Here is a 19,541-nt window from a genome sequence, read left to right on the forward strand (position 1 = left end):
GACAGCGGCATACTGCAAACGATCACGCTGGCTAGCAGGAGCTATTCTAAATAGGCTTCAGCCAACCTGAAATAATTCGTTCAGAGACAAGCCAAGCTGTCCCTGAATGGATGTTTCACTTTCTTTCGCCCGGTGCCGGCGGTTCGGATAGATTTCACGGTTAACTAAATTTAGGGAGCCAGTGTTGCAATTCCGGCTCGCAAGAATAAATTTCAGAATAAATCCGATCTGTATATTCTTCTGCGAACACATTCCGGTTAATTTGGTATTCTGTGGTCAAATTCACTACCTGCGCGTCATGCATCGTCTTTTTCTTTAATTCAGCCTTGGAGGATTTTTCCAATGCCGCCTCCAGCTTGCACACGTCCAGTTCTTCCCCAAAATGTAGGCATATTTTGACGAATTCGTGCGCCATGTCTACTTTCATCCCCTCGTATGTGATTACCGTCTTCTTCTTGGTGAAATCGTCATGCACCAACCACTTCGCGAGGTGCTGGGCATAAAGATTCGTCCAGTAATGCCGCCTTTCCTGGTCGTTGTAATCCTCCTTGTAATAACAAAGTTGTGAATAAACCGTCTCGACAGGATTTCGATAAAGATAAAGCACATTCTCTCGCCTTAGCTTCAAGTCCATATCATGCGTGTGATAACAGGTAAAATCTGCTACATCCTTGAAATAAAATGCGCGGACCAGCGACGGCATTTCGAAATACAGCTCCATGATCATCCGCAGCCAGTGGCTGCCAGTTCGCGAAAAACTTACCAGATAGGGAAAGGCCGGATTATCTGTAACCGCCTTAATTATTTCCGGGGAATCTACCGAGACAGAGCCATCCGAGTTCAAGGCCCGGTTTATGATTTTCTTTAGCAAGCGCATACTCATTTCATATTATTTGCTGTTGAAAGAAATATGTTGTTTCAATATGCCAGAACTTCATCCAGCGCGGTCAAATAGCGGTTGGTTTGCTGTTTTTATCCTGACACCCCTGATTTTCGTTCTTAACTGCTCTATCCGATCACCTATATGCCTGTTCAGCAAGTACGCAAACATGAGGGACATGAAAAGACATGCGCATAAAATTCCAAAGTGATCGAATATATTAAGCCGTTCTGACATGTCGTTAGTTATCCTTATGATCAGCAAATGGCAAATATAGATTGGGTAACTCAATTCTCCAATAGCTTGGTCAATTTTTGATGTACTCTGATAAAGAAAGGTCAGCGGCATGAACAATAAAAACACGGAAAACAATAATGGCCCCTTAATGGCTTCATTTACCGGAATCCGAAAATAGAACACGACCAAACAAATAACTAGATAAGTTGCTAACCTCGGGAGCGCCCTAAAAGGGGCTAATGAAATGATCTTCCTCCAGAACGGCAGCAGATATTGGTTGGATAAAGCTCCCATCAAAAATAGAGACAGTTCCGCAGGAAAAAATCTGTAATTCCAAGGATCTCTATTACCTAGTCCTTGGTTGAACAAAAACCACCTAATTGAGAGAGATAGAATCAAGAGCACAAAAATCATTTTCTTGTCGCGCAATACATAAGGAGCAAGCGCATAAAAACTTAGCTCGACACCGAGAGTCCATGCCTGCGGAACTAGCAAACCCGTGTGCAATAGAAAATCAGATTTTTTAAAATCGGAAGTGGCGACAAGATGTCCTTCATTGACACCAGAGAACATTACCCAATCCTGTCCAAATATAAATAGGTTAGAAAATATGAGTAAAGCGTCTGCCGAAGCCGGGATATTTTGATAGAGGTCTAGAAATTTCTGGTTGATTAAGATAGCGTAGAGAAGCGAGAGGAAAGCAACAGCCAAGTAGATTGGATAAATCCGAAGGATCCTGTTCAAATAAAATTTCAGTGGATTCTCGTAGGACTTGTTTGTGGCGATTACATGAGCGATGAGGTAACCCGAGATGAAGTAAAACAGCTGGACCGCATGTAGTCCACCAATAAAGACAAAACTCCCGCCAAAGGGTAGGTGCGCGAATACGACGGCAATCGCTAGAATTGTTCTCAATAGCCCCATTTCACTTTAACGTCCTAACGAACGAAACCTCCACTGTTTCTCATTAGCGATTGAAGAGCCATTTGTCCCTAGTCAGTTAACCCAGCCACCCATTTATCACTGCGCCCTCTCTATTTTCTCAGCAAGCTGCTCTGGAATAAGTAAATCAGCATGCCCGAATACCAGCAGACCCCAGCCGCGTAGCGGATGATGTTTGGAAGTCTTATCTTTGTAGGTCGGATAATAAAGTTGATAAGCTTTGTCCAGGGTCAAAGCATCCTTAACGAAATCATATGAACAAATCTGATCCTGATACTGGTCATATCCGAATTGATCGTGTCCGGGAACCTTGAAGTCATCAATCAGGATGTATGCGGAATTGAAGTGCCGTGTGATGAATTCCAATTCTTTTTTCAATGGCCATTCAAAGCCATAACCGTGTGCATCCAGCCAGAAGAAACATGGTTCCGTGAAAATCCCCAGTTCATGTTTTGAAATGTGCTCGATGAATTGTTGTGACATTCCATGGAACAGCGAAACATTCCCGTACTTCTTTGTATGCTCACTCGCCCGCTCGTAGGCCGAGAGATCCGATTCGCAGGACAGGCAGCGCAACCACGGGTAGCTCCGGGCAACATAGGCTAGTGTCGACCCCACGTTGGCACCTGTTTCAACGAAGACCTTACTCTTGCCTGCCAAATACTCGACTAAGCGCAACAAATATTCGTCCCCATGGAAGCCAACATCAACAAACTGCGACAACACTCTTGTGGGGGGTGTTTCGCACATCAGAGATGATAGTTTGGATTTTAATCTGGAAAACATTGCCAGAAAACTTCTTCTCACTGCTGTATCGATGGTCACGATCTCTATCTGATCCTCCCCGCTATCCAGCGGATGACGGGTATGTGTCAACTGAACGGTAAGTCGTTTTCCCTTGAGTATTTTGTCATTCTTCACATCACTAACATAGAACAAGTTTCCCGACATCCTGATAGATTTAGTGTAGCCGTGCGGCAATATTAAAGCGTCCAATTGCGCTTCATGATGAAGTTCGTCCGACTCAATAACCATCACTCTTGGTCGGTGGCGGGAAAGATTCAGTCCTTTTATCGCCTCAATCTCATAACCTTCCACATCGAGGGAAAGTATGTCTACCTTAGTAATTTGGTGGGCATCCAGCAAGGTGCTCAGCCGCATCTTTTTCACCAACTGCTCTTCAAACCCGGAAAAAAAGTGGGCGTAATCACGTTTCCAGCGTGTCTCGCTAGATTTGTCGAGAGTTGAAAGGCTCCCGCGTGCGTTCGCATAGAAAATCGCATCCTCATCGGCCTCGCCTGCCGCACAGTGACATACGATGCTGCGGGGCCGGTTTGCTTTTAACATACCGATATACCCTGAGTGCGCCTCCACACACAGCCCTTTCCAGCCACGCTCTTCAAACAACAGGGTGTTGCTGAAACGTTTTCCATCTATACAACCCACCTCGACAAAGAATCCCTCCTTTTGGTCCCCAAATATCAGGTCCAGAAGTGCGTCCTCTCCGTGCTGGCTATAGTATTTAATCAAGATGATCTCTTATAAAAGGCGCCATAGAGACTCAGTTAATAAATCCCCATATTTCGCGGAATCATGATCTTTATTGTTTGTAGAAATCTCATTGACCTCGAAACTGATTACCCTCACGACGTGGTCGAGTGCTAACTTATTGCGTCGGATACCGAGCGTGACTGAATACACCCCGGGTTTAAGATGAAGGTTTGGAAGTTTAAGATTTATTGATATTAAAGAATCTTTGTCTGCGGAAAATAGCGATCCTGCTTCCTCACTTAGCACGGTCGTAATCCGATAGTCCATGTAGGTATCCAATCCGAAAACTATAGACAACCCGTCAACTTTCTCGAATGCCTTTATTTCCAGATCAAATGCGATGTCCTCACCCGATTTAAAGCTTACAACTTTTTTCCCATTGCCATTTACAGGCGACACGTTTGTAAACTTGGCGACGAGGCCGTAATCGTGTCGTGCACGGGGCATGTCCCCAATGCTTTCTTTTCCTATTAAAGATGAGTCGCTGAGATAGAGCTCAATCACTTTTTCAATTGCCCCCACATCGCTTAGACCCCCATCCCGAAGCAATATTCCATTGCCGCATAGTTTTTGTATAGAGGCCATGTTGTGACTTACAAACAATACTGTCCGCCCGTCATTTCCGACCTCCTCCATTTTGCCGAGACACTTTTTTTGAAACTGTGCATCGCCTACCGCAAGCACCTCATCCACGATTAAAATATCCGGTTCCAAATGTGCGGCCACAGAAAAAGCTAGACGCACATACATGCCACTGGAATATCTCTTGACGGGGGTATCAAGAAACTTTTCAACGTCAGCGAAGGCGACGATTTCATCAAACTTGCTTTTTATTTCAGCCTTGCTCATACCGAGGATCGCACCGTTCAGATAGATGTTTTCACGTCCGGTGAGCTCTGGATGAAAGCCCGTACCAACTTCCAGCAGGCTAGCCACGCGCCCCTTGATGGAGGCTCTTCCCGATGTCGGCTCCGTAATGCGGCTCAGGATTTTCAGCAGGGTGGACTTGCCTGCGCCATTGCGTCCGATGACCCCCACCCGGTCGCCCTGTTGTATGTCAAAGCTGACGTCCTTGAGCGCCCAGAATTCTTCGTGCGTTGAATCATTTTCAAGAGCCGCAAAAGGATGAATCAGTCTATTTGTGAAACGCTTGGCGCCATTCGCCAGTACGTCGCGCAAAGTGGTGTAGCGCTCCTGCTTCTGATGGCGGAGGATATATTTTTTCGATAGATTCTCGACTGAGATAATAGGCGGCATTAAATTACGTCCGCAAAGGTTTTTTCTGTTTTACGGAAATATACTATCCCGGTAATCAGCATTACCACAATCAGAAACAGGGAGAGCAAAAAACCGGGCCAATAAAGTGGGGTGCTACCCCCGAGGATGGCCCAACGAAAACCATCGATCACGCCCACCATCGGGTTCAAGGAAAAGAGAAGCCGCCATTCTTCAGGGACGATGGTGCTACTGAACCCTACCGGTGAAATGTATAGCCCGAATTGCACCACAAATGGAATGATAATTCGAAAATCGCGGTATTTGACGTTGAGTGCTGCGATCCACAATCCCGCGCCCATTGCAGCGGCAAAGGCCACAAAGATAAAAAGGGGTAGAGTAAACATGCGCAGGTTTGGCTCAAATCCATACCAGATCATCAACCCCACTAGGATGACTCCCGAAACAAGAAAATCCACGAAGCTGACGATCACCGCACTGGCGGGGATAACCAAACGCGGGAAGTACACCTTGGAAATCATCCCGGCATTGCTGATCAGACTGTCCCCGGCGCCGCTAAAGGCCGCAGCAAAAAACTGCCAAGGTAACAGTGCCGCAAAAACCAGAATCGGATATGGCGCGCCATCAGAAGGTAATTTTGCCAGCTTGCTGAAAACCAGCGTAAATACCAGCATCGTAATCAATGGGCGCCCCAATGCCCACACAATGCCAATAACAGTTTGCTTGTAGCGCACAAGAATATCTCGCCACGCCAAAAAGAAGAACAGTTCGCGGTAACGCCAGAGGTCTCGCCAATAATGGCGCTCGGTGCAACCGGCTTCGATTACTAATGTTTGGGAGTTAGTGTGCATGGGGTTTGTCAATCAAGACTAGCGAAAGGACTTCAGCATCGACAAGCTTTTTCATGCAGAAAATATTCGATATTAATTTGTGGTGCTACGGATAATGAATTAAGCGGCACAAAGTATTTAGAGCCTTTATACAATGAGAAATCCCGCCCAAACTGGGCCACCTTGAGGTCTGTTCCAATCCAGGCTGACTCCATTAAAGTTAATACGTTATCAATTCCTTGATCGCCAAAAATGTAAAATGCGTTGCGTATTTTCATTGAGTATCGGCAAAAATGCGCAAAGTGTCGAAAACAAAGGTTCTGCAGCTCATCTTGTACAGCATCTCTTCAACCGCGTGCCAATGTCAACTTAACCGAACCGGAAAGCCGACAAACCATACGGCCACACTTTTGTGACCGTTGAGTTGCACTCTCTACGAGCGCGCATTACCTTGGCGTGGTGCCACACAGCATCGAAACTTTTATTATTCATAGCGCAACGCCTCCACCGGCTTAAGCATTGCCGCCCGGCGTGCCGGGTAATAACCGAAAAATATGCCGATCGCGGCAGAAAAGGCAAACGACAGCAGGATTGACCACACCGTGACCACCACCGCCATTTCCGCCATCGAGCTGACCAGCCAGGCACCCCCAACACCAAGGAGAACGCCAACTAACCCACCGACTGTACAAATAATCAGCGCTTCAAGCAGAAATTGCAACAGGATGTCGCGGCGGCGTGCACCGATCGCCATGCGGATGCCGATTTCTCGCGTCCGCTCGGTGACCGATACCAACATGATGTTCATAATACCGATTCCGCCACCAACAGGGAAATAGAGGCGATGGCGCCGAGCATGAAGGACATGGCTTGCGCCGATCCGGCTGCGGATTGCGCCACCGATGTCAGGTTGCGGACGGTAAAATCGTTTTCCGCATCTTCGGCCAGACGATGGCGCTGGCGCAACAACTGGGCAATTTCACGCTCCGCTTCATCCATCGTTTCGGTCGATCCTGCCTGTACCATAAGATAGCGTACCGTGCCCGGGAACTGGTTACCAAACAACTTGCGCTGGGCGGTGGTGACCGGCACCACGGCAGTATCATCCTGGTCGCGCCCGTCCAGGCTTTGTCCTTTTGCGGCAAGCAATCCGACCACCAGAAAAGGCATATTCTTGATACGGATAGTCTTACCAGTGGGATCCTCCTCACCGAACAGATTCTTCGCCACAGTCTGGCCAAGCACAACTACCCGGGTCGCACCGCGCACATCGCTTTCCTCGAAGATGTGGCCGGAATCGAGCGTCCAGTTGCGCACCGTAAAGTAATCTGGCGTGGAACCGGTGACGATGCTGCTCCAGTTACTTGAACCATAGACCATCTGCGCGTTGCCTGGATAGGAAGGGGAAACCGCCTTGACCGACGGGATTTGAGCGAGCGCCTGCGCGTCGGCAACGGTCAGGGTAGGCACACTACCCGAACCGAAGCGCAGTCCGCCTGAAGTACTGGCACCGGACAGCACGATGAGCAGGTTGCTGCCCATCGAGGCGATGGACTGGTTGACGGTATATTGCGCCCCCTGGCCAACGGCGAGCATTAGCACCACTGCCGCCACGCCAATCACCATGCCGAGCATGGTCAGGGCGGTACGCAGGCCATTCATCGCCATGGCGCGCCAGGCTTCGGCGAAGATCGCTATGATCTTCATGACACCTCACCATCCTGTTCCACCCGCCCATCCACGAAGCGCACCATCCGGTGAGCATAGCGGGCGATATCCGGCTCGTGGGTTACCAGGATGACGGTCATGCCCTGTTCGCGGTTGAGGCGGGTGAATATCTCCATGATCTCCTGGCTGGTGTGGGTATCCAGGTTGCCGGTCGGTTCGTCGGCCAGAATCAATGGCGGGTGGTTGATCAACGCACGGGCGATGGCGACGCGCTGCTGTTGGCCGCCGGAAAGCTGATTGGGCAGCGACAGGGTAAACTTTTCCAGGCCGGTCTGGCGCAGCGTTTCCAGGGCACGTTCACGCCGCTCCGCTTGCCCCTGGCCGGCGTAAAGCAGTGGTAGCGCGACGTTGTCCAGTGCGGTGACGCGCTTTAACAAGTTAAAACCCTGGAACACAAATCCAATCAGGCTGTTTCGAAGATGAGCGAGTTCATCCGGATTCAACTTTGCGACATCCCGGCCATTCAGGAAATAATGCCCGCTGGTGGGCGTGTCGAGGCAGCCGAGGATATTCATGAAGGTGGACTTGCCAGAACCGGATGGGCCCATGATGGCGACGAATTCGCCGGGGGCGATACTCAAATTCACGTCGTGCAGTACCGGAACAGCACGGCCGCCCTTGATTTCGTATTGTTTGTGCAGGCCTTCGACGCGGATCAGCGGATCGGCCATTACATCATCCTGAGGCTGAAGCCGGAACCTTTGTCTTTCTTGGCACCCATCTCCCTGACTACCAGCGACTCCCCAAGTTTGAGTTCATCACCCAGCACTTCAGTGTATGAGCCATCAGAAATGCCGGCCTTGATCTTCACTGGCTTCGGCGCCCCTTGATCGAGCCGGTAAACGGTAGCGCCGCCGCGCCCTTTTATTTTCTTGTTGTTCTTGCCGGCGACCTCGTCGCCTTCTTCTTTCAGCGGCTTAAAGCGCAGCGCCGCATTCGACACGCGCAGTACGTTTTCGTGGCGACTAACGATGATCTGGACATGAGCGGTCATGCCCGGCAACAACACTTCATCCGGGTTATCCACAGCCACCACCACATTGTAGGTCACTACGTTCTGCTGCACAGTAGGGTTAAGCCGGACCTGCTTGACCTTGCCGGAAAACTGCCGGTCGGCAAAGGCATCGACGGTAAAACGCACGTCCAGACCGATGTTGAGGTTGCCGATATCCGCCTCGGCCACGCTGGTTTCGATCTGCATCTGCTTGAGATCGCCGGCGATCTGGAAAAGAACGGGAGTCTGAAAGCTGGCCGCAACCGTCTGGCCTACATCGATGTTGCGCGCCACCACGACGCCGGAAATCGGGGAGCGGATCACGGAATAGTTCAGGTTGGTGCGGGAGCGCGTCAACTGGGCTTGCGCCAGCTTGAGCTGCGCCAGAGCAGAATCCAGCTGCTGCCTCGCCTGATCGACGGCATCCTGAGAAATAAAGCCCTTCTGCTGCAACAAACGAGCACGCTCCTCCTTGGCTCGCATCAGCACAAGATTGGCCTCCGCATTGGCGATATTGGCTTGATCCTGCCTGAGCTGGGCATCGAACAGGGCGGGATCAAGTTCTGCCAGAATCTGTCCTTCTTTCACCCGGCTGTTGAAATCCGCATTGAGCTTCTTCACCGTGCCAGACACCTGGGTACCAACGTTCACCAGCACCACCGGGCTCAGGGTGCCATTGGCCGAGATGCTCTGGACAATGTCGCCGCGGTCGACTACCTGGGTTTTGTACTTTTCCCGGGATGAGTTGGCGCGCTGGTTCTGCCAATAATAAGCTCCGCCAGCAGCGACGATGAGCGCGAGAATAACCAGCGGAATTCGGATGGAACGGATTGAGGGCATAGGCGTCTTCTGCAAAGAAAAAATTATAGCAGTTGCCCGTCTATCTTACCCTATTCAAGCGATGCCGGCATTTCCCTCCACCCCGATCAACTTGGGCAAATTGAGCTTGCGCGGCGTGATCACCTTCTTGTCGCGCAAGTAGCTCGCCACCACATCCCAGACCGGCTCGCCTGTAGCACCTTCGGCCACTGGCGCCCACCCCGCCACTTTGTATTTCTTGTTGGGATCGAGCGGCTTGCCTTTCATGACCATGTTGTTGATGCGCTTGCCGAAGCCCTGGCGCAAATCGCATGTATAGCTGATGCCGCCAACGCGCACCATGTCGCCACCCTGCTGCTTGTAGGGATCGGCATTGAACAGGTTATCGCAGACGTCTTCCATGATGTCCTTGATCATCATGCCGCTCATCTCGGTGAGAGTGGTATACGGATAAGTAATGGCGGTCTGATCCATCACATTTTCCATGGTGATAGTGTCGCCCGGCAACAGCGAAGTACCCCAGCGGAAGCCGGGAGAGAAGGCAGCGTCCGCGCCTTTCACTTCCATCAGGGCATCCAGAATCAATTGATCGAAGGTGCCGTTGAAGTTGCCGCGACGGTACAGCGTCCCCTCCGTTACAGCCAGTTTTTCCGCCAGCTTGGCTTCATACGGCGCGCGAACTTTCTTGATCAGCCCCGCCATTTCCGCATCCGGCTCGATCAGGTTGGCAAACACCGGCAACAGCTTGTATTTGAAGCCAGCTACCTTGCCATTCTTTACGTCGAAATCCAGCACGCCAAGGAACTTGCCATTGGAGCCAGCGTTGGTCACCAGGGTCTGTCCACTGGCATTCTTGACTATCGACGGAGCAGGCATGCCATCGTGGGTGTGGCCGCCAAGGATGGCATCGATACCGGTGACACGACTAGCCATTTTCAAATCCACATCCATGCCGTTGTGGGACAGCACCACTACGACCTGTGCGCCCTTGGCGCGAGCCTCATTCACCATCTTCTGCATATTGTCGTCCTGGATGCCGAAGCTCCAGTCCGGGGTCATGTAACGCGGGTTGGCGATCGGCGTGTAGGGGAAGGCCTGGCCGATGATTGCAACCGGAATGCCATTCATGCGCTTGATAACATAGGGCTGGAACACCTGATCGCCGAAATCGTTGGTTTTGATATTCTGCGCCAGAAAATCCACCTTACCCTTGAAATCGTTGTCCACAATCTGCTTGACGCGCTCTGCGCCCAGGGTGAATTCCCAGTGGCCGGTCATGATGTCCACACCGAGCAGTTTGCAGGCATCCACCATGTCCTGGCCATTGGTCCACAGCGCGGTGGCGGAACCCTGCCAGGTGTCGCCACCATCCAGCAACAAGGCCCCGGGACGATTGGCGCGAACCTTCTTAACCAGTCCGGCAAGGTGGGCAAAGCCACCGACCTTGCCGTAGGTGCGGGCGGCCTTTTCGAAATCGAGGGAAGTGAAAGCATAGGCCTCGACCGTGCCAGGCCGGATGCCGAACGCCTTAAGCAGGTTTTCGCCCACCAGGTGCGGTGCCTTATTATGGCTGACACCCAGACCGATATTCACGTTAGGCTCACGAAAATAAATCGGCATCAGCTGAGCATGGCAATCGGTAATGTGCAGCAAAGAGACGTTGCCGAATGAAGGCAAATCGTAGAAGCTTCCAGCATGGCTGGCCGACAGGGCCTCCCGGCTGTTCAGTGCGAAGCCGGATGCGGCGGCCACTGCCAGCATCTGCAGAAATTCGCGGCGGTTCATGGACATGGGAACTCCAAATCAGGAAAGAGGGCGAAGCAAGGGGCGAGAGGAAAGCCGTGAAGCGTCAAGCGCTTCCAGCCTCCAGTCTCGCGCCCCAGACCTTAGTGTCTTACTTGCGGAACACCGGCGTCTGCATCGGCAAGCCGTTGCTCATGTAGGTGAGGAAGTATTCCAGATCGTTATATTCCTCGCTATTGTAGTCAAGCGGGGTTGCACGCACATTCTTTTGGCATTGCCGAAACCGCCCTTGTAGCGTAACCAGTTCCGTTCCAGCGCGAAATTCCGGCCAATGCGCAGCCTGCCCGATCATCGGAGAAAGCTGCTCGCTACGGACAAATTTGCCGACATTGTCGACATGGCAAGATGCACAGGAGAAATTCAGCTGACCGCGGCGGCTATAGTAATGGGTCTTGCCATTTTCATACGCAGCCAGGGCAGCAGGGCCCTCTACCTTGACCTGCACTTTCATCCCATCAGACAGACTTTTTGCATAAGCCGACAGCAGCCCGAGTTCTGTACTGCCATATTTCAGCTCTGCCTCATCGTTATGGCGCAGGCAGGCATTCAGGGCATTTTCGAAGGTGAGCACCTTACCGACACCATTATCAAAGTAGGGGTAACCACCCGCCACTTTCTTGCCGCCATTGCGGAAACAACTGGCGAAAGTTTTGCCATTCTTGAATGGTTTTTCCCAGGTTTTTCTGCCGTCATCGACATCATTGACGAAAGGCGGGAACATCATGATGCTTTCATACTGATCCAGGGCATCTTTATTCAATGCCAGGGCGCCCAGCACATAATCTTGAAACTTTACGCCAGGAAGAAGCTGCTTGTAATGCGCGGTCAAGGCCTTGCGGTCCTCGGCAGGCCCGGCGCTCGCAGCAAGACTGGCGCCCAGAAATAGGCAGGCCAGCAAAACGGTGAGTCTCCGTTTCATCATCATTCCTTTCGCAGAAATAGTTATAGTTTTTCGTGAGAAACTGGCTGGACAAAAAGCGTCCAGCCAAGCTCGATCAGACAATAGCCGATTCACCGCTCATCTTTTCACCATGGTTGTCCACAGCATTAATCACGATCTTGTCGCCGACCTTGGCGCCCTTGACCCTGAAACCAAGAAATGGATTCTTGGCAACTGCAGCACCCCACTGTGCTTCAAGTACGGTCTTGCCGTTCAGGGTGGCAACGACGTGATTGATGAAGTGGGCGGGGATCAATTTCCCGGTATTGGCGTCCTTGCGCAAACCGGTCTCCATGATGTGATTCATCAGCGCTTTCACATCGGCGACATCGCCTTGCAGCGTCGCGCGAATTTTCATTCCTTCAGCCATGTTCGTATCCTTGTCAAATAAAGTGAATATTCAAATCCGTTAAATACCGATCAACCGCCGCAACCGCCTATCGTCACCTTGACTTCCTTGGAGGTGGTGTAAGCCTTGCCGCCGGCCTTCACCACCACTTTGACGTGGGAGGTCGAAGCCATTTTGATGCGTGTAGAAACGAATCCTTCAGCACCATTGGAAAACTCGAATTCAGCGATCAAGGGATTCTGGTTCTTTTCCACCAATATCATGATGGATGTTGTACCGGGTATCTTGCTGGTCACTTCTACCGGCACAACCGCCCCGTTCTCGGCAATGTCCGGCGCCTTGATCAGGATGTCCTTGCTCTCGGCGGCGCCCGCAACATTCATGCCCTTCATTGCATCCGCCGTGGTCGTGGCATCGAAGGCCACTTTGTTCCATTCAGCAGCCAACACCTGGCCAGGCCTGAGCAGGCCTGCAGCAATCGCGACCGCTACCGTCCCGGCGGCTCCAGTGCTCTTCAAAAAAGTTCTACGCAGTTGATTCATCATTCGATCTCCGAATAAATAAAGTTAAAGACTATGGATATATTCAACAACCTGATCGATTTCCTGCTCAGTCAGTATTTGGTGCTTTCCGAAAGGCGGCATCGAGGTTTTGGGGTTGGCTACAGTGGAATCCCAAATCTGGGCACGCATCTTGTTCCGGTCGGGGAAGCGCTCCTTCATCATGACGAAGGGAGGCCCAATATTACCGGGCGACTCGGCCTTCGGGTCATTGGGGATCGCATGGCAAGCGATGCAATTACCTTTCGCCTTATTCATTGCGACCGCCCGTCCGGCGGATTCCTTGGCATCTTCGGCCGCCATGGACAGATTCACGACACCCAAGCCGGCGATGAGCGCAAACATAAGAGTCAATTTTTTCCGCATCACTCCTCCTTCTCCATTTTTTCGAGCATTCTCCGAAGTCATTCGTTTTCCTCGGTAAGTGTTTGCCGTTTGTGTAGAACAAGCATACTGAATTTATCTTAGCCAAAGCAAGCTTTTTTTTAAATTTATCGTTTTATTTCCGATAGTTAGTACAAATGTACTAGTAAAATTAGCATATAGCCAACTACCAATTTACTAGTCATGGTGAGTCGCTCGACCCCAAAATTATGGCCAAAATCAGGTACCTCGCGGCGACATCAATTCTAGCTGCGCCCTCCCACCTGCTGGCCAACCACCAGCTAGGATACCCTCATCCATACCTTCTCCCAGAGGTAGAAGGGCAATGGAGAAGGGCGCTTGTTTTGATCTGAGTGATTGAGTGATGAGGTGTCGCTTCGCGATGCTCGCGTTAACAGGGGACAATCATTTTTATCGCATGCAAAACTGTCCTGTGCTATATTAAAACTTGAAAATTTATTTTAGTGGGAAATTGCCATGGATATCTCCAGCGCATCATCAGTCAGTGCACTATCAGGCCAATCTGCAGGCACCTCGGTTGAGAATGAAGTGCTGAGGAAGGCTCAGGAAATTCAAGCAAAAAGCGCCGCGGCACTGATCAATTCCGTAACGCAGCCGACAAAATCTTCCTCCGTAAATTTGCCCTCCCACCTGGGGCAAAACATCAATACGTCGGCCTGACTTCAATTCGTTACCGCTGTAACGCACTCAAAGCACGGGGCTATCCTGCCTCGCTCAACAGTTTTTCGATCATCCCTTCTGCTTGCCCAAGATAACCTTCACCAAACATATTCAGATGATTGAGTATGTGGTACAGATTGTATAACGTCTTTCGCATCGGGTAACCGCAATCGAGGGGGAATGACTCGCGGTAGGCCGCATGGAATGCCGCAGGAAAACCGCCGAACAGCTCGGTCATCGCCAGATCTGTTTCCCTGTCGCCGTAGTAAACCGCCGGATCGAAAATAACCGGCTCACCAGCAGCTGAGTAAGCATAATTTCCACCCCACAGATCCCCATGCAGCAAAGATGGCATCGGCGCATAGCCGGCAAACAATCCATCCAGCCTCGCCAGCAAACGCTCTCCCTTGCGTTGCAGCGCCCCGCCGTAATCGTTGCTTGCTGCCAGCACAAGCTGCCTTCTTAGCCGCCGTTCACGCCAGAACTCCGGCCAGTTGTCGGTGGGCGTATTGACCTGGGGTGTGGAACCGATCGTGTTGTCACGCCGCCAGCCGTATTGTGTGGCACTTACCCGGTGCATGTCAGCCAGATGGCGCCCCAGGTCTTCTGGCCGCCCCTTACTGCCAGAACTGAAATCAACGGCCTCGAGCACCAGAAATGCCGAATCCGCGGCGACTCCGGTACATACCGGATTCGGCACGCGAATAACGCCTGTTGCTGCGATTTCGCGCAGCCCGTCAGCCTCTGCCTCAAACATGACCAGGCCAGACGCATGATTAAGCTTGATGAAAAAGCAGCGTCCCCCGTCCTCGACAATATACGTCGAATTGATGCACCCGCCCCCAATAGCAAGGCATTTCCGGACAGCAAATTCCTCCCCCGTTGCAACGCGGATTGCTTTTCCGATCGCCTGCCACATCGCTTCATTTTCCATGCTTCATTTTACCCACAGAAATTCGCGTGTAAAATTCCAACCACCCCTGTCCAAATCTATTGCCATCTAAACATGAAACCTTATGCTGAATCCTGCGAACAAAACCAGGAGCCCATACTCGAAGTCCTGAAAGAAATCTTTGCCGACCGGCAACGCGTGCTGGAAATTGCCAGCGGGACCGGCCAGCACGCCGTTTATTTTGGCCGGGCACTACCTCACCTGACCTGGCAGACCAGCGAGTTGGCGCAGAACCATGCGGGCATTCAGGCATGGCTGGATGACTCTCTGCTACCGAATGTGCTGCCCCCTGTTGCCATTGACGTGAGCGCCCCCAAGTGGCCGATCGAAAGCGTGGATGCCGTGTTCAATGCCAACACCGTGCACATCGTTGCGTGGCAAGAAGTAGAAACGATGTTTGCAGGCATAGCACGCATTCTGGACGAAGGCGGGCTTCTCTGCCTGTATGGGCCATTCAACTACGGCGGAAAATTCACTTCTGAAAGCAATGCGCGATTCGATGCCTGGCTCAAATCTCGCGATCTGAACAGCGGTGTCCGGGATTTTGAAACCCTGAACCGGCTCGCCGAATCGCACGGGCTACTACTGCAGAAGGACGTGGCCATGCCTGCCAACAACCGTATCCTGGTCTGGCAGCGCGCCTAACCTGTCACGACGAACAGCTCACCGAGATATGCTGCGCCCAGTCCGGCGGCGGTGCAGCATAATTCGCCATCTCCGGCTGCTCGTCAAAGGGACAGCCCAGCAATTTCAGCAAGCGATCCACTTCTGAAAAATCGCGCTCCTTCTCTGCTTTTTCGATCGCGACTTGCGCCAGATAATTGCGCAGGATGTATTTGGGATTAACCTTATCCATGCGCACCTTGCGCTCCTCATCCGTACCCGGCTCATTTTGCAACCGGGCGCGATAAGTTTCGGCCCAGGCATCGAACGCCGGACGGTCGATGAATTGATCGCGCACCACGCTGTTCTGCTCGCCCGCTTCGGATTTGAAATGCCCCAGGCTGCGGAACAGATTGGTATAGTCCACCTGATTTGCGTGCATCAACCCCAGTAGCGCTTCTATCAGCGGAACATCGTCTTGACCTGCATGGGTCAAACCCAGCTTCTGGCCCATCAAGTCTACATAGTGCTCGGCGTAAGTCGGGCCATAGTGACCCAGCACCGCCCTGGCTTCCTCCACCGGAATAATCGGCGTCAAGGCCTGCGCCAGGCAGGTCAGATTCCACAGACCGATTTGTGGCTGCCGGTCAAAGGCGTAACGCCCGCCATGATCGGAATGGTTGCAGACGTATCCCGGATTATAGGCATCCATGAAACCGAATGGACCATAGTCGAAAGTCAGCCCTAAGATAGACATGTTATCCGTGTTCATCACCCCATGCGAGAAGCCGACCGCCTGCCACTTGGCCATCAGCCTGGCAGTGCGGATCACCACTTCGTTCAGAAAACGGGGATATTTGTCAGGCGCATCGGCCAGCTCGGGAAAATGCTTATCGATCACATAATCGGCAAGCCGGACAATCGGTTCAGGCTGATCCCGATAGAAAAACACCTCGAACGAGCCGAATCGTACGTGAGAAGGCGCGATACGAGTCACCACCGCGGCACTTTCAACGGTCTCGCGCCAAATCTCCTCATCGCTGCCGACGATGCACAAGGCGCGAGTGGTGGGAATACCCAGACCATGCATGGCCTCAGAACACAAATATTCGCGGATGCTGGAACGCAACACGGCACGACCATCGCCACTGCGTGAAAACGGCGTGGCCCCGGCTCCCTTCAGTTGAAGATCCCAATGTTCCCCAGCACGATTTTTCACCTCGCCCAGCAAGATCGCCCTGCCATCGCCCAGTTGCGGTACGAAATGGCCAAACTGGTGTCCGGCATAAAGCATTGCCAGCGGGTCGCTGCCGGGCAATAAGCGATTGCCGATGAAATACTCGGCGAAGTCAGCGCACATCACTTCATCCGGATCCAGATCAATCAATTCCGCCGCATTCGCGTTGAAGCTGACCAGGTAAGGCTCGGGCAGAGGCGTGGGGTGCAAGCGGCTGTGGAAAGTCTCCGGCAGGCGCGCAAAGGTATTCTGAAAATTCAGCTGATCAAGTTTCATCATGGAGCGATTCAATCCCGAGTGTATTACTGGGAGAATCGGGCCGACTCGGCTAGAATCAAGAGGATCTCATAAACGGACTGGTAAATTGCCCCCCTCCCCTGATCTCAAGATTATCGAAACCATCGCGGACATCCCCGAGGCGCAGTGGAATGCATTGGCAGGCAACAATCCGTTTCTGTCCCACGCTTTCCTGCACGCACTACAGGAAAGTGGATGCGCCGCGCCGCGCACCGGCTGGAAAACGCAGTTTCTTACGCTCTGGCAGGACAACACCCTGGTTGGCGCGATGCCGCTGTACCTGAAAAACCACTCCTATGGCGAGTTCGTTTTTGATTGGGCATGGGCCGAGGCTTACAAAAATGAGGGCCTGAACTATTATCCCAAACTGCTATGCGCAGTGCCTTTCACGCCGGCAACGGGGCTGCGGTTGCTGGCCACTTCCACCGAGATTCGAGCGCAGTTGATACGCTTAGCACTGGAGATGGCGCAAAGCTCAGGCGTTTCCTCCCTGCATATTTTATTTCCTTACGAAGATCAGGTACGGGAGATGCAGCAGCAAGGCATGATGGTGCGCCAGGGCGTGCAATTTCACTGGCGCAATCCAGGTTACGCCGACTTCGACGCCTTCCTGTCCGGCATGAGCCACGACAAACGCAAGAGGATCAAACAGGAACGGCGCAAGGTGCGCGATGCCGGCATCTCCTTCGAGCGCATCCGGGGAAAAGAAATTACAACAGAACAATGGACGTTCTTTTTTAGTTGTTTTACTCACACTTTCCGGCAATACAACTCGCCTCAACCTTTGAATCTGGACTTTTTCCGGCGCATCGGCGCGTCCATGCCCGAAAACATTCTGCTCGTCATCGCGTCACGCAACGGCGAGCCGATTGCCAGCGCACTCAATTTCTTCAACGCAGACGCCCTGTATGGGCGCTCCTGGGGAGCACTGGAATATCACCCCGGCCTGCACTTCGAAACCTGCTACTACCAGGCGATAGAATTTTGCATCGAGCAAAATATCGCCCTGTTCGAAGGGGGCGCTCAAGGCGAACACAAGATCGCACGGGGATTTTTACCCGAGACAACCTGGTCAGCACACTGGCTTGCTCACCCCGAATTTTCGCGTGCCGTGGAAGATTTTCTGCAGCGCGAAGCAAAAGGCATGAACCAGTATGTAGATGAACTGAACGACAGCAACCCTTTCAAGCAGAAACCCAGCGAATGATGCCTTGGCGACCTTAACTGCGCAGCCATCACGCACCGTGACCGAGAAAATCAGATGGCGAGGCCTCGGTGCCATACACCCCTTCCAAGTGGCCTTGAATTTACCGCTCTGTCATGTGGCGAGGATGGTGCGACAACATCTTGTCATCACCCCCTCCATGTTAGCAATCGGGTTGTTAGCTGCGCCGACCACCCAGTCTGGAACGCCCCAGGACAGAGGATGCATAGACATGCTCTGCTTCGGGTCTTTCTGCCGGGATTGGCACCGCTTTTATCGGCTCGGCTACGGTCACCATTTTGACGTTTTGAGTGTCTTGGATTATTGCAGCCACCTCTCCTGAGATGACTCCGCCTTCTTCTATGGTTAATGCGCCATAGCGAATTTTTCCGGTGACTTTCCCTGAAGCATAAATCACCAATTGCTTGCGCGCAGTTAGCTCTCCCTCGAACAACCCTCTTATTTCTGCAACATCTATTTCGGCCTTGCCTGAGAATACGCCGCCTTCAGCGATACGAATGTCCCGGCTATTCATGGATGCCTCGACCCTGCCTTCGACCACCAGAATTTCGCAATCGGTGATTTCAGTCCCTTTAAGTTTGATATTTGGCCCCACGATCAGTTTATTGCCCTCTTCACGCGGCGCTGTTTTTTTGGGAGGTGCTGGATTCTCTGGTTTGATTTCTGCCGGCGCCTTGGCAGGTTCCGTAGCCGAGTTGCTGGTTTCGTTGATATTGTTTTTGGTTGTAGCGCGCATAAAATTATTAAGCATGATCTATTCCTTTTAAGAGTTGTATTCCAGTAAACGCCACCAGGCTAGCCTGGTCGTTGAATCAAACACCAACGAAATATCGGGTTGATGCGAAATGCGCAGCGGACTACTCAGTTAATGTGTTCAGGCACACGCGTTATTGCCCTGAGTTTTTCGTCCAGTTTCAGCGATATTGAAAGGGGATAAGTTAAATCGTTACCAGACCTCGTATCATCCAGAAATTGCTGCTGTGATTGGTAAAAGCAAACGTTGCCGCGAGAAGCATTGCAGTAACAATCTGTTGGCGCAGGAGATATTACGATGGGTAAATACCTAATCACATGCTCACAATATAGTCGTCCATTTTTTCATTGCAAATGAACAATAGTTAACCTTGGGTTTTTAAGAAAATCCTGAAGTATGACCGTTGGCCAGCGAGACTCGGGTGACATTGATGGCTTGTGCCTGGATGACACACACCACCCCGCGCAAGAAGATTACGGCAAGGTGCATGAGCATTAGTGAACTTACATCTTGTTACAATTTAGTAGCAATCTGTTCAT

19 protein-coding genes and 1 pseudogene are annotated in these 19,541 nt (G+C 51.8%); 3 read left to right on the forward strand and 17 right to left on the reverse strand.

Annotation, left to right across the window (positions count from 1 at the left end; translation table 11 throughout):
- Nucleotides 1-160: 160 nt before the first annotated feature.
- The 14 genes and pseudogenes from SCD_RS11860 to soxX all read right to left on the reverse strand — a co-directional run bounded on the left by SCD_RS11860 (nucleotide 161) and on the right by soxX (nucleotide 13,235).
- The gene (locus SCD_RS11860; protein WP_161626940.1) at nucleotides 161-871 is read right to left on the reverse strand and encodes a sulfotransferase domain-containing protein; all 711 of its coding nucleotides are present in this window, start codon (nucleotides 869-871) and stop codon (nucleotides 161-163) included.
- Nucleotides 872-934: 63 nt separating this feature from the next.
- A complete protein-coding gene (locus tag SCD_RS11865) occupies nucleotides 935-2,041 on the reverse strand; it encodes an acyltransferase family protein (protein WP_023506989.1) in 1,107 nt (368 codons plus the stop codon).
- Between the two features lie 96 nt (nucleotides 2,042-2,137).
- Complete coding sequence (locus tag SCD_RS15850; RefSeq protein WP_009205402.1) at nucleotides 2,138-3,589, reverse strand: FkbM family methyltransferase; 1,452 nt, start codon at nucleotides 3,587-3,589, stop codon at nucleotides 2,138-2,140.
- 9 nt (nucleotides 3,590-3,598) lie between these two features.
- Nucleotides 3,599-4,867, reverse strand: a complete 1,269-nt coding sequence (locus SCD_RS16200) for an ABC transporter ATP-binding protein (RefSeq protein ID WP_009205403.1) — start codon at nucleotides 4,865-4,867, stop codon at nucleotides 3,599-3,601.
- Nucleotides 4,867-5,709: an ABC transporter permease gene (locus SCD_RS11880; RefSeq protein ID WP_232504404.1), complete on the reverse strand. Its 843-nt coding sequence runs from the start codon at nucleotides 5,707-5,709 to the stop codon at nucleotides 4,867-4,869. Before SCD_RS11880 ends, SCD_RS16200 begins: the two co-directional genes overlap by 1 nt.
- Nucleotides 5,710-5,729: 20 nt before the next feature.
- On the reverse strand, nucleotides 5,730-5,954 hold the full coding sequence (locus SCD_RS16465; RefSeq protein ID WP_009205405.1) for a hypothetical protein: 225 nt from the start codon (nucleotides 5,952-5,954) through the stop codon (nucleotides 5,730-5,732).
- A 206-nt stretch (nucleotides 5,955-6,160) separates the two neighbouring features.
- A pseudogene (locus SCD_RS11885) lies at nucleotides 6,161-7,383 on the reverse strand (ABC transporter permease).
- Complete coding sequence (locus SCD_RS11890) at nucleotides 7,380-8,075, reverse strand: ABC transporter ATP-binding protein (protein ID WP_009205408.1); 696 nt, start codon at nucleotides 8,073-8,075, stop codon at nucleotides 7,380-7,382. The pseudogene SCD_RS11885 and the gene SCD_RS11890 overlap by 4 nt, the downstream one beginning before the upstream one ends.
- Entirely contained in the window at nucleotides 8,075-9,238 is a 1,164-nt protein-coding gene (locus tag SCD_RS11895; protein ID WP_009205409.1) for an efflux RND transporter periplasmic adaptor subunit, read from the reverse strand. Before SCD_RS11895 ends, SCD_RS11890 begins: the two co-directional genes overlap by 1 nt.
- Nucleotides 9,239-9,292: 54 nt before the next feature.
- Complete coding sequence (soxB, locus tag SCD_RS11900) at nucleotides 9,293-11,008, reverse strand: thiosulfohydrolase SoxB (RefSeq protein WP_009205410.1); 1,716 nt, start codon at nucleotides 11,006-11,008, stop codon at nucleotides 9,293-9,295.
- 103 nt (nucleotides 11,009-11,111) lie between these two features.
- Nucleotides 11,112-11,939 carry a sulfur oxidation c-type cytochrome SoxA gene (soxA, locus tag SCD_RS11905; RefSeq protein ID WP_009205411.1) on the reverse strand — a complete coding sequence of 276 codons (828 nt, stop codon included), beginning with the start codon at nucleotides 11,937-11,939 and terminating at the stop codon, nucleotides 11,112-11,114.
- A gap of 76 nt (nucleotides 11,940-12,015) precedes the next feature.
- Entirely contained in the window at nucleotides 12,016-12,330 is a 315-nt protein-coding gene (gene soxZ, locus SCD_RS11910) for a thiosulfate oxidation carrier complex protein SoxZ (RefSeq protein WP_009205412.1), read from the reverse strand.
- A 50-nt stretch (nucleotides 12,331-12,380) separates the two neighbouring features.
- Complete coding sequence (gene soxY, locus SCD_RS11915) at nucleotides 12,381-12,851, reverse strand: thiosulfate oxidation carrier protein SoxY (RefSeq protein WP_041674088.1); 471 nt, start codon at nucleotides 12,849-12,851, stop codon at nucleotides 12,381-12,383.
- A 24-nt stretch (nucleotides 12,852-12,875) separates the two neighbouring features.
- A complete protein-coding gene (gene soxX, locus SCD_RS11920) occupies nucleotides 12,876-13,235 on the reverse strand; it encodes a sulfur oxidation c-type cytochrome SoxX (protein WP_009205414.1) in 360 nt (119 codons plus the stop codon).
- Between the two features lie 495 nt (nucleotides 13,236-13,730).
- Here soxX and SCD_RS11925 point away from each other — a divergent pair, with 495 nt between their 5' ends.
- On the forward strand, nucleotides 13,731-13,934 hold the full coding sequence (locus SCD_RS11925; RefSeq protein WP_041673488.1) for a putative motility protein: 204 nt from the start codon (nucleotides 13,731-13,733) through the stop codon (nucleotides 13,932-13,934).
- A gap of 40 nt (nucleotides 13,935-13,974) precedes the next feature.
- Here the strand turns inward: SCD_RS11925 and SCD_RS11930 are convergent, their stop codons facing one another.
- Nucleotides 13,975-14,868 carry a fructosamine kinase family protein gene (locus tag SCD_RS11930; RefSeq protein WP_023506990.1) on the reverse strand — a complete coding sequence of 298 codons (894 nt, stop codon included), beginning with the start codon at nucleotides 14,866-14,868 and terminating at the stop codon, nucleotides 13,975-13,977.
- 72 nt (nucleotides 14,869-14,940) lie between these two features.
- Between SCD_RS11930 and SCD_RS11935 the strand changes: the two genes are divergently transcribed.
- Nucleotides 14,941-15,531 carry a DUF938 domain-containing protein gene (locus tag SCD_RS11935; RefSeq protein ID WP_009205416.1) on the forward strand — a complete coding sequence of 197 codons (591 nt, stop codon included), beginning with the start codon at nucleotides 14,941-14,943 and terminating at the stop codon, nucleotides 15,529-15,531.
- A 4-nt stretch (nucleotides 15,532-15,535) separates the two neighbouring features.
- Here the strand turns inward: SCD_RS11935 and SCD_RS11940 are convergent, their stop codons facing one another.
- Nucleotides 15,536-17,005 (reverse strand): protein adenylyltransferase SelO, encoded by a 1,470-nt coding sequence (locus SCD_RS11940; RefSeq protein WP_009205417.1) that lies wholly within the window; start codon nucleotides 17,003-17,005, stop codon nucleotides 15,536-15,538.
- An 85-nt stretch (nucleotides 17,006-17,090) separates the two neighbouring features.
- Between SCD_RS11940 and SCD_RS11945 the strand changes: the two genes are divergently transcribed.
- Nucleotides 17,091-18,230: a GNAT family N-acetyltransferase gene (locus tag SCD_RS11945; protein ID WP_009205418.1), complete on the forward strand. Its 1,140-nt coding sequence runs from the start codon at nucleotides 17,091-17,093 to the stop codon at nucleotides 18,228-18,230.
- Nucleotides 18,231-18,405: 175 nt separating this feature from the next.
- Here the strand turns inward: SCD_RS11945 and SCD_RS11950 are convergent, their stop codons facing one another.
- Nucleotides 18,406-18,999 (reverse strand): bactofilin family protein, encoded by a 594-nt coding sequence (locus SCD_RS11950; protein WP_009205419.1) that lies wholly within the window; start codon nucleotides 18,997-18,999, stop codon nucleotides 18,406-18,408.
- Between the last annotated feature and the right edge of the window lie 542 nt (nucleotides 19,000-19,541).

This window comes from Sulfuricella denitrificans skB26, assembly GCF_000297055.2.
GTDB lineage: Bacteria > Pseudomonadota > Gammaproteobacteria > Burkholderiales > Sulfuricellaceae > Sulfuricella > Sulfuricella denitrificans.

Excerpts from the sequence above, each read along its gene's own strand:
- SCD_RS11865 (WP_023506989.1), bottom strand. The coding sequence starts at position 2,041 with ATGGGGCTATTGAGAACAATTCTAGCGATTGCCGTCGTATTCGCGCAC.
- SCD_RS16200 (WP_009205403.1), bottom strand. The coding sequence starts at position 4,867 with ATGCCGCCTATTATCTCAGTCGAGAATCTATCGAAAAAATATATCCTC.
- SCD_RS16465 (WP_009205405.1), bottom strand. The coding sequence starts at position 5,954 with ATGAAAATACGCAACGCATTTTACATTTTTGGCGATCAAGGAATTGAT.
- SCD_RS11890 (WP_009205408.1), bottom strand. The coding sequence starts at position 8,075 with ATGGCCGATCCGCTGATCCGCGTCGAAGGCCTGCACAAACAATACGAA.
- SCD_RS11895 (WP_009205409.1), bottom strand. The coding sequence starts at position 9,238 with ATGCCCTCAATCCGTTCCATCCGAATTCCGCTGGTTATTCTCGCGCTC.
- soxB (WP_009205410.1), bottom strand. The coding sequence starts at position 11,008 with ATGTCCATGAACCGCCGCGAATTTCTGCAGATGCTGGCAGTGGCCGCC.
- soxA (WP_009205411.1), bottom strand. The coding sequence starts at position 11,939 with ATGAAACGGAGACTCACCGTTTTGCTGGCCTGCCTATTTCTGGGCGCC.
- soxZ (WP_009205412.1), bottom strand. The coding sequence starts at position 12,330 with ATGGCTGAAGGAATGAAAATTCGCGCGACGCTGCAAGGCGATGTCGCC.
- soxY (WP_041674088.1), bottom strand. The coding sequence starts at position 12,851 with ATGAATCAACTGCGTAGAACTTTTTTGAAGAGCACTGGAGCCGCCGGG.
- soxX (WP_009205414.1), bottom strand. The coding sequence starts at position 13,235 with ATGCGGAAAAAATTGACTCTTATGTTTGCGCTCATCGCCGGCTTGGGT.
- SCD_RS11925 (WP_041673488.1), top strand. The coding sequence starts at position 13,731 with ATGGATATCTCCAGCGCATCATCAGTCAGTGCACTATCAGGCCAATCT.
- SCD_RS11930 (WP_023506990.1), bottom strand. The coding sequence starts at position 14,868 with ATGGAAAATGAAGCGATGTGGCAGGCGATCGGAAAAGCAATCCGCGTT.
- SCD_RS11935 (WP_009205416.1), top strand. The coding sequence starts at position 14,941 with ATGAAACCTTATGCTGAATCCTGCGAACAAAACCAGGAGCCCATACTC.
- SCD_RS11940 (WP_009205417.1), bottom strand. The coding sequence starts at position 17,005 with ATGATGAAACTTGATCAGCTGAATTTTCAGAATACCTTTGCGCGCCTG.
- SCD_RS11950 (WP_009205419.1), bottom strand. The coding sequence starts at position 18,999 with ATGCTTAATAATTTTATGCGCGCTACAACCAAAAACAATATCAACGAA.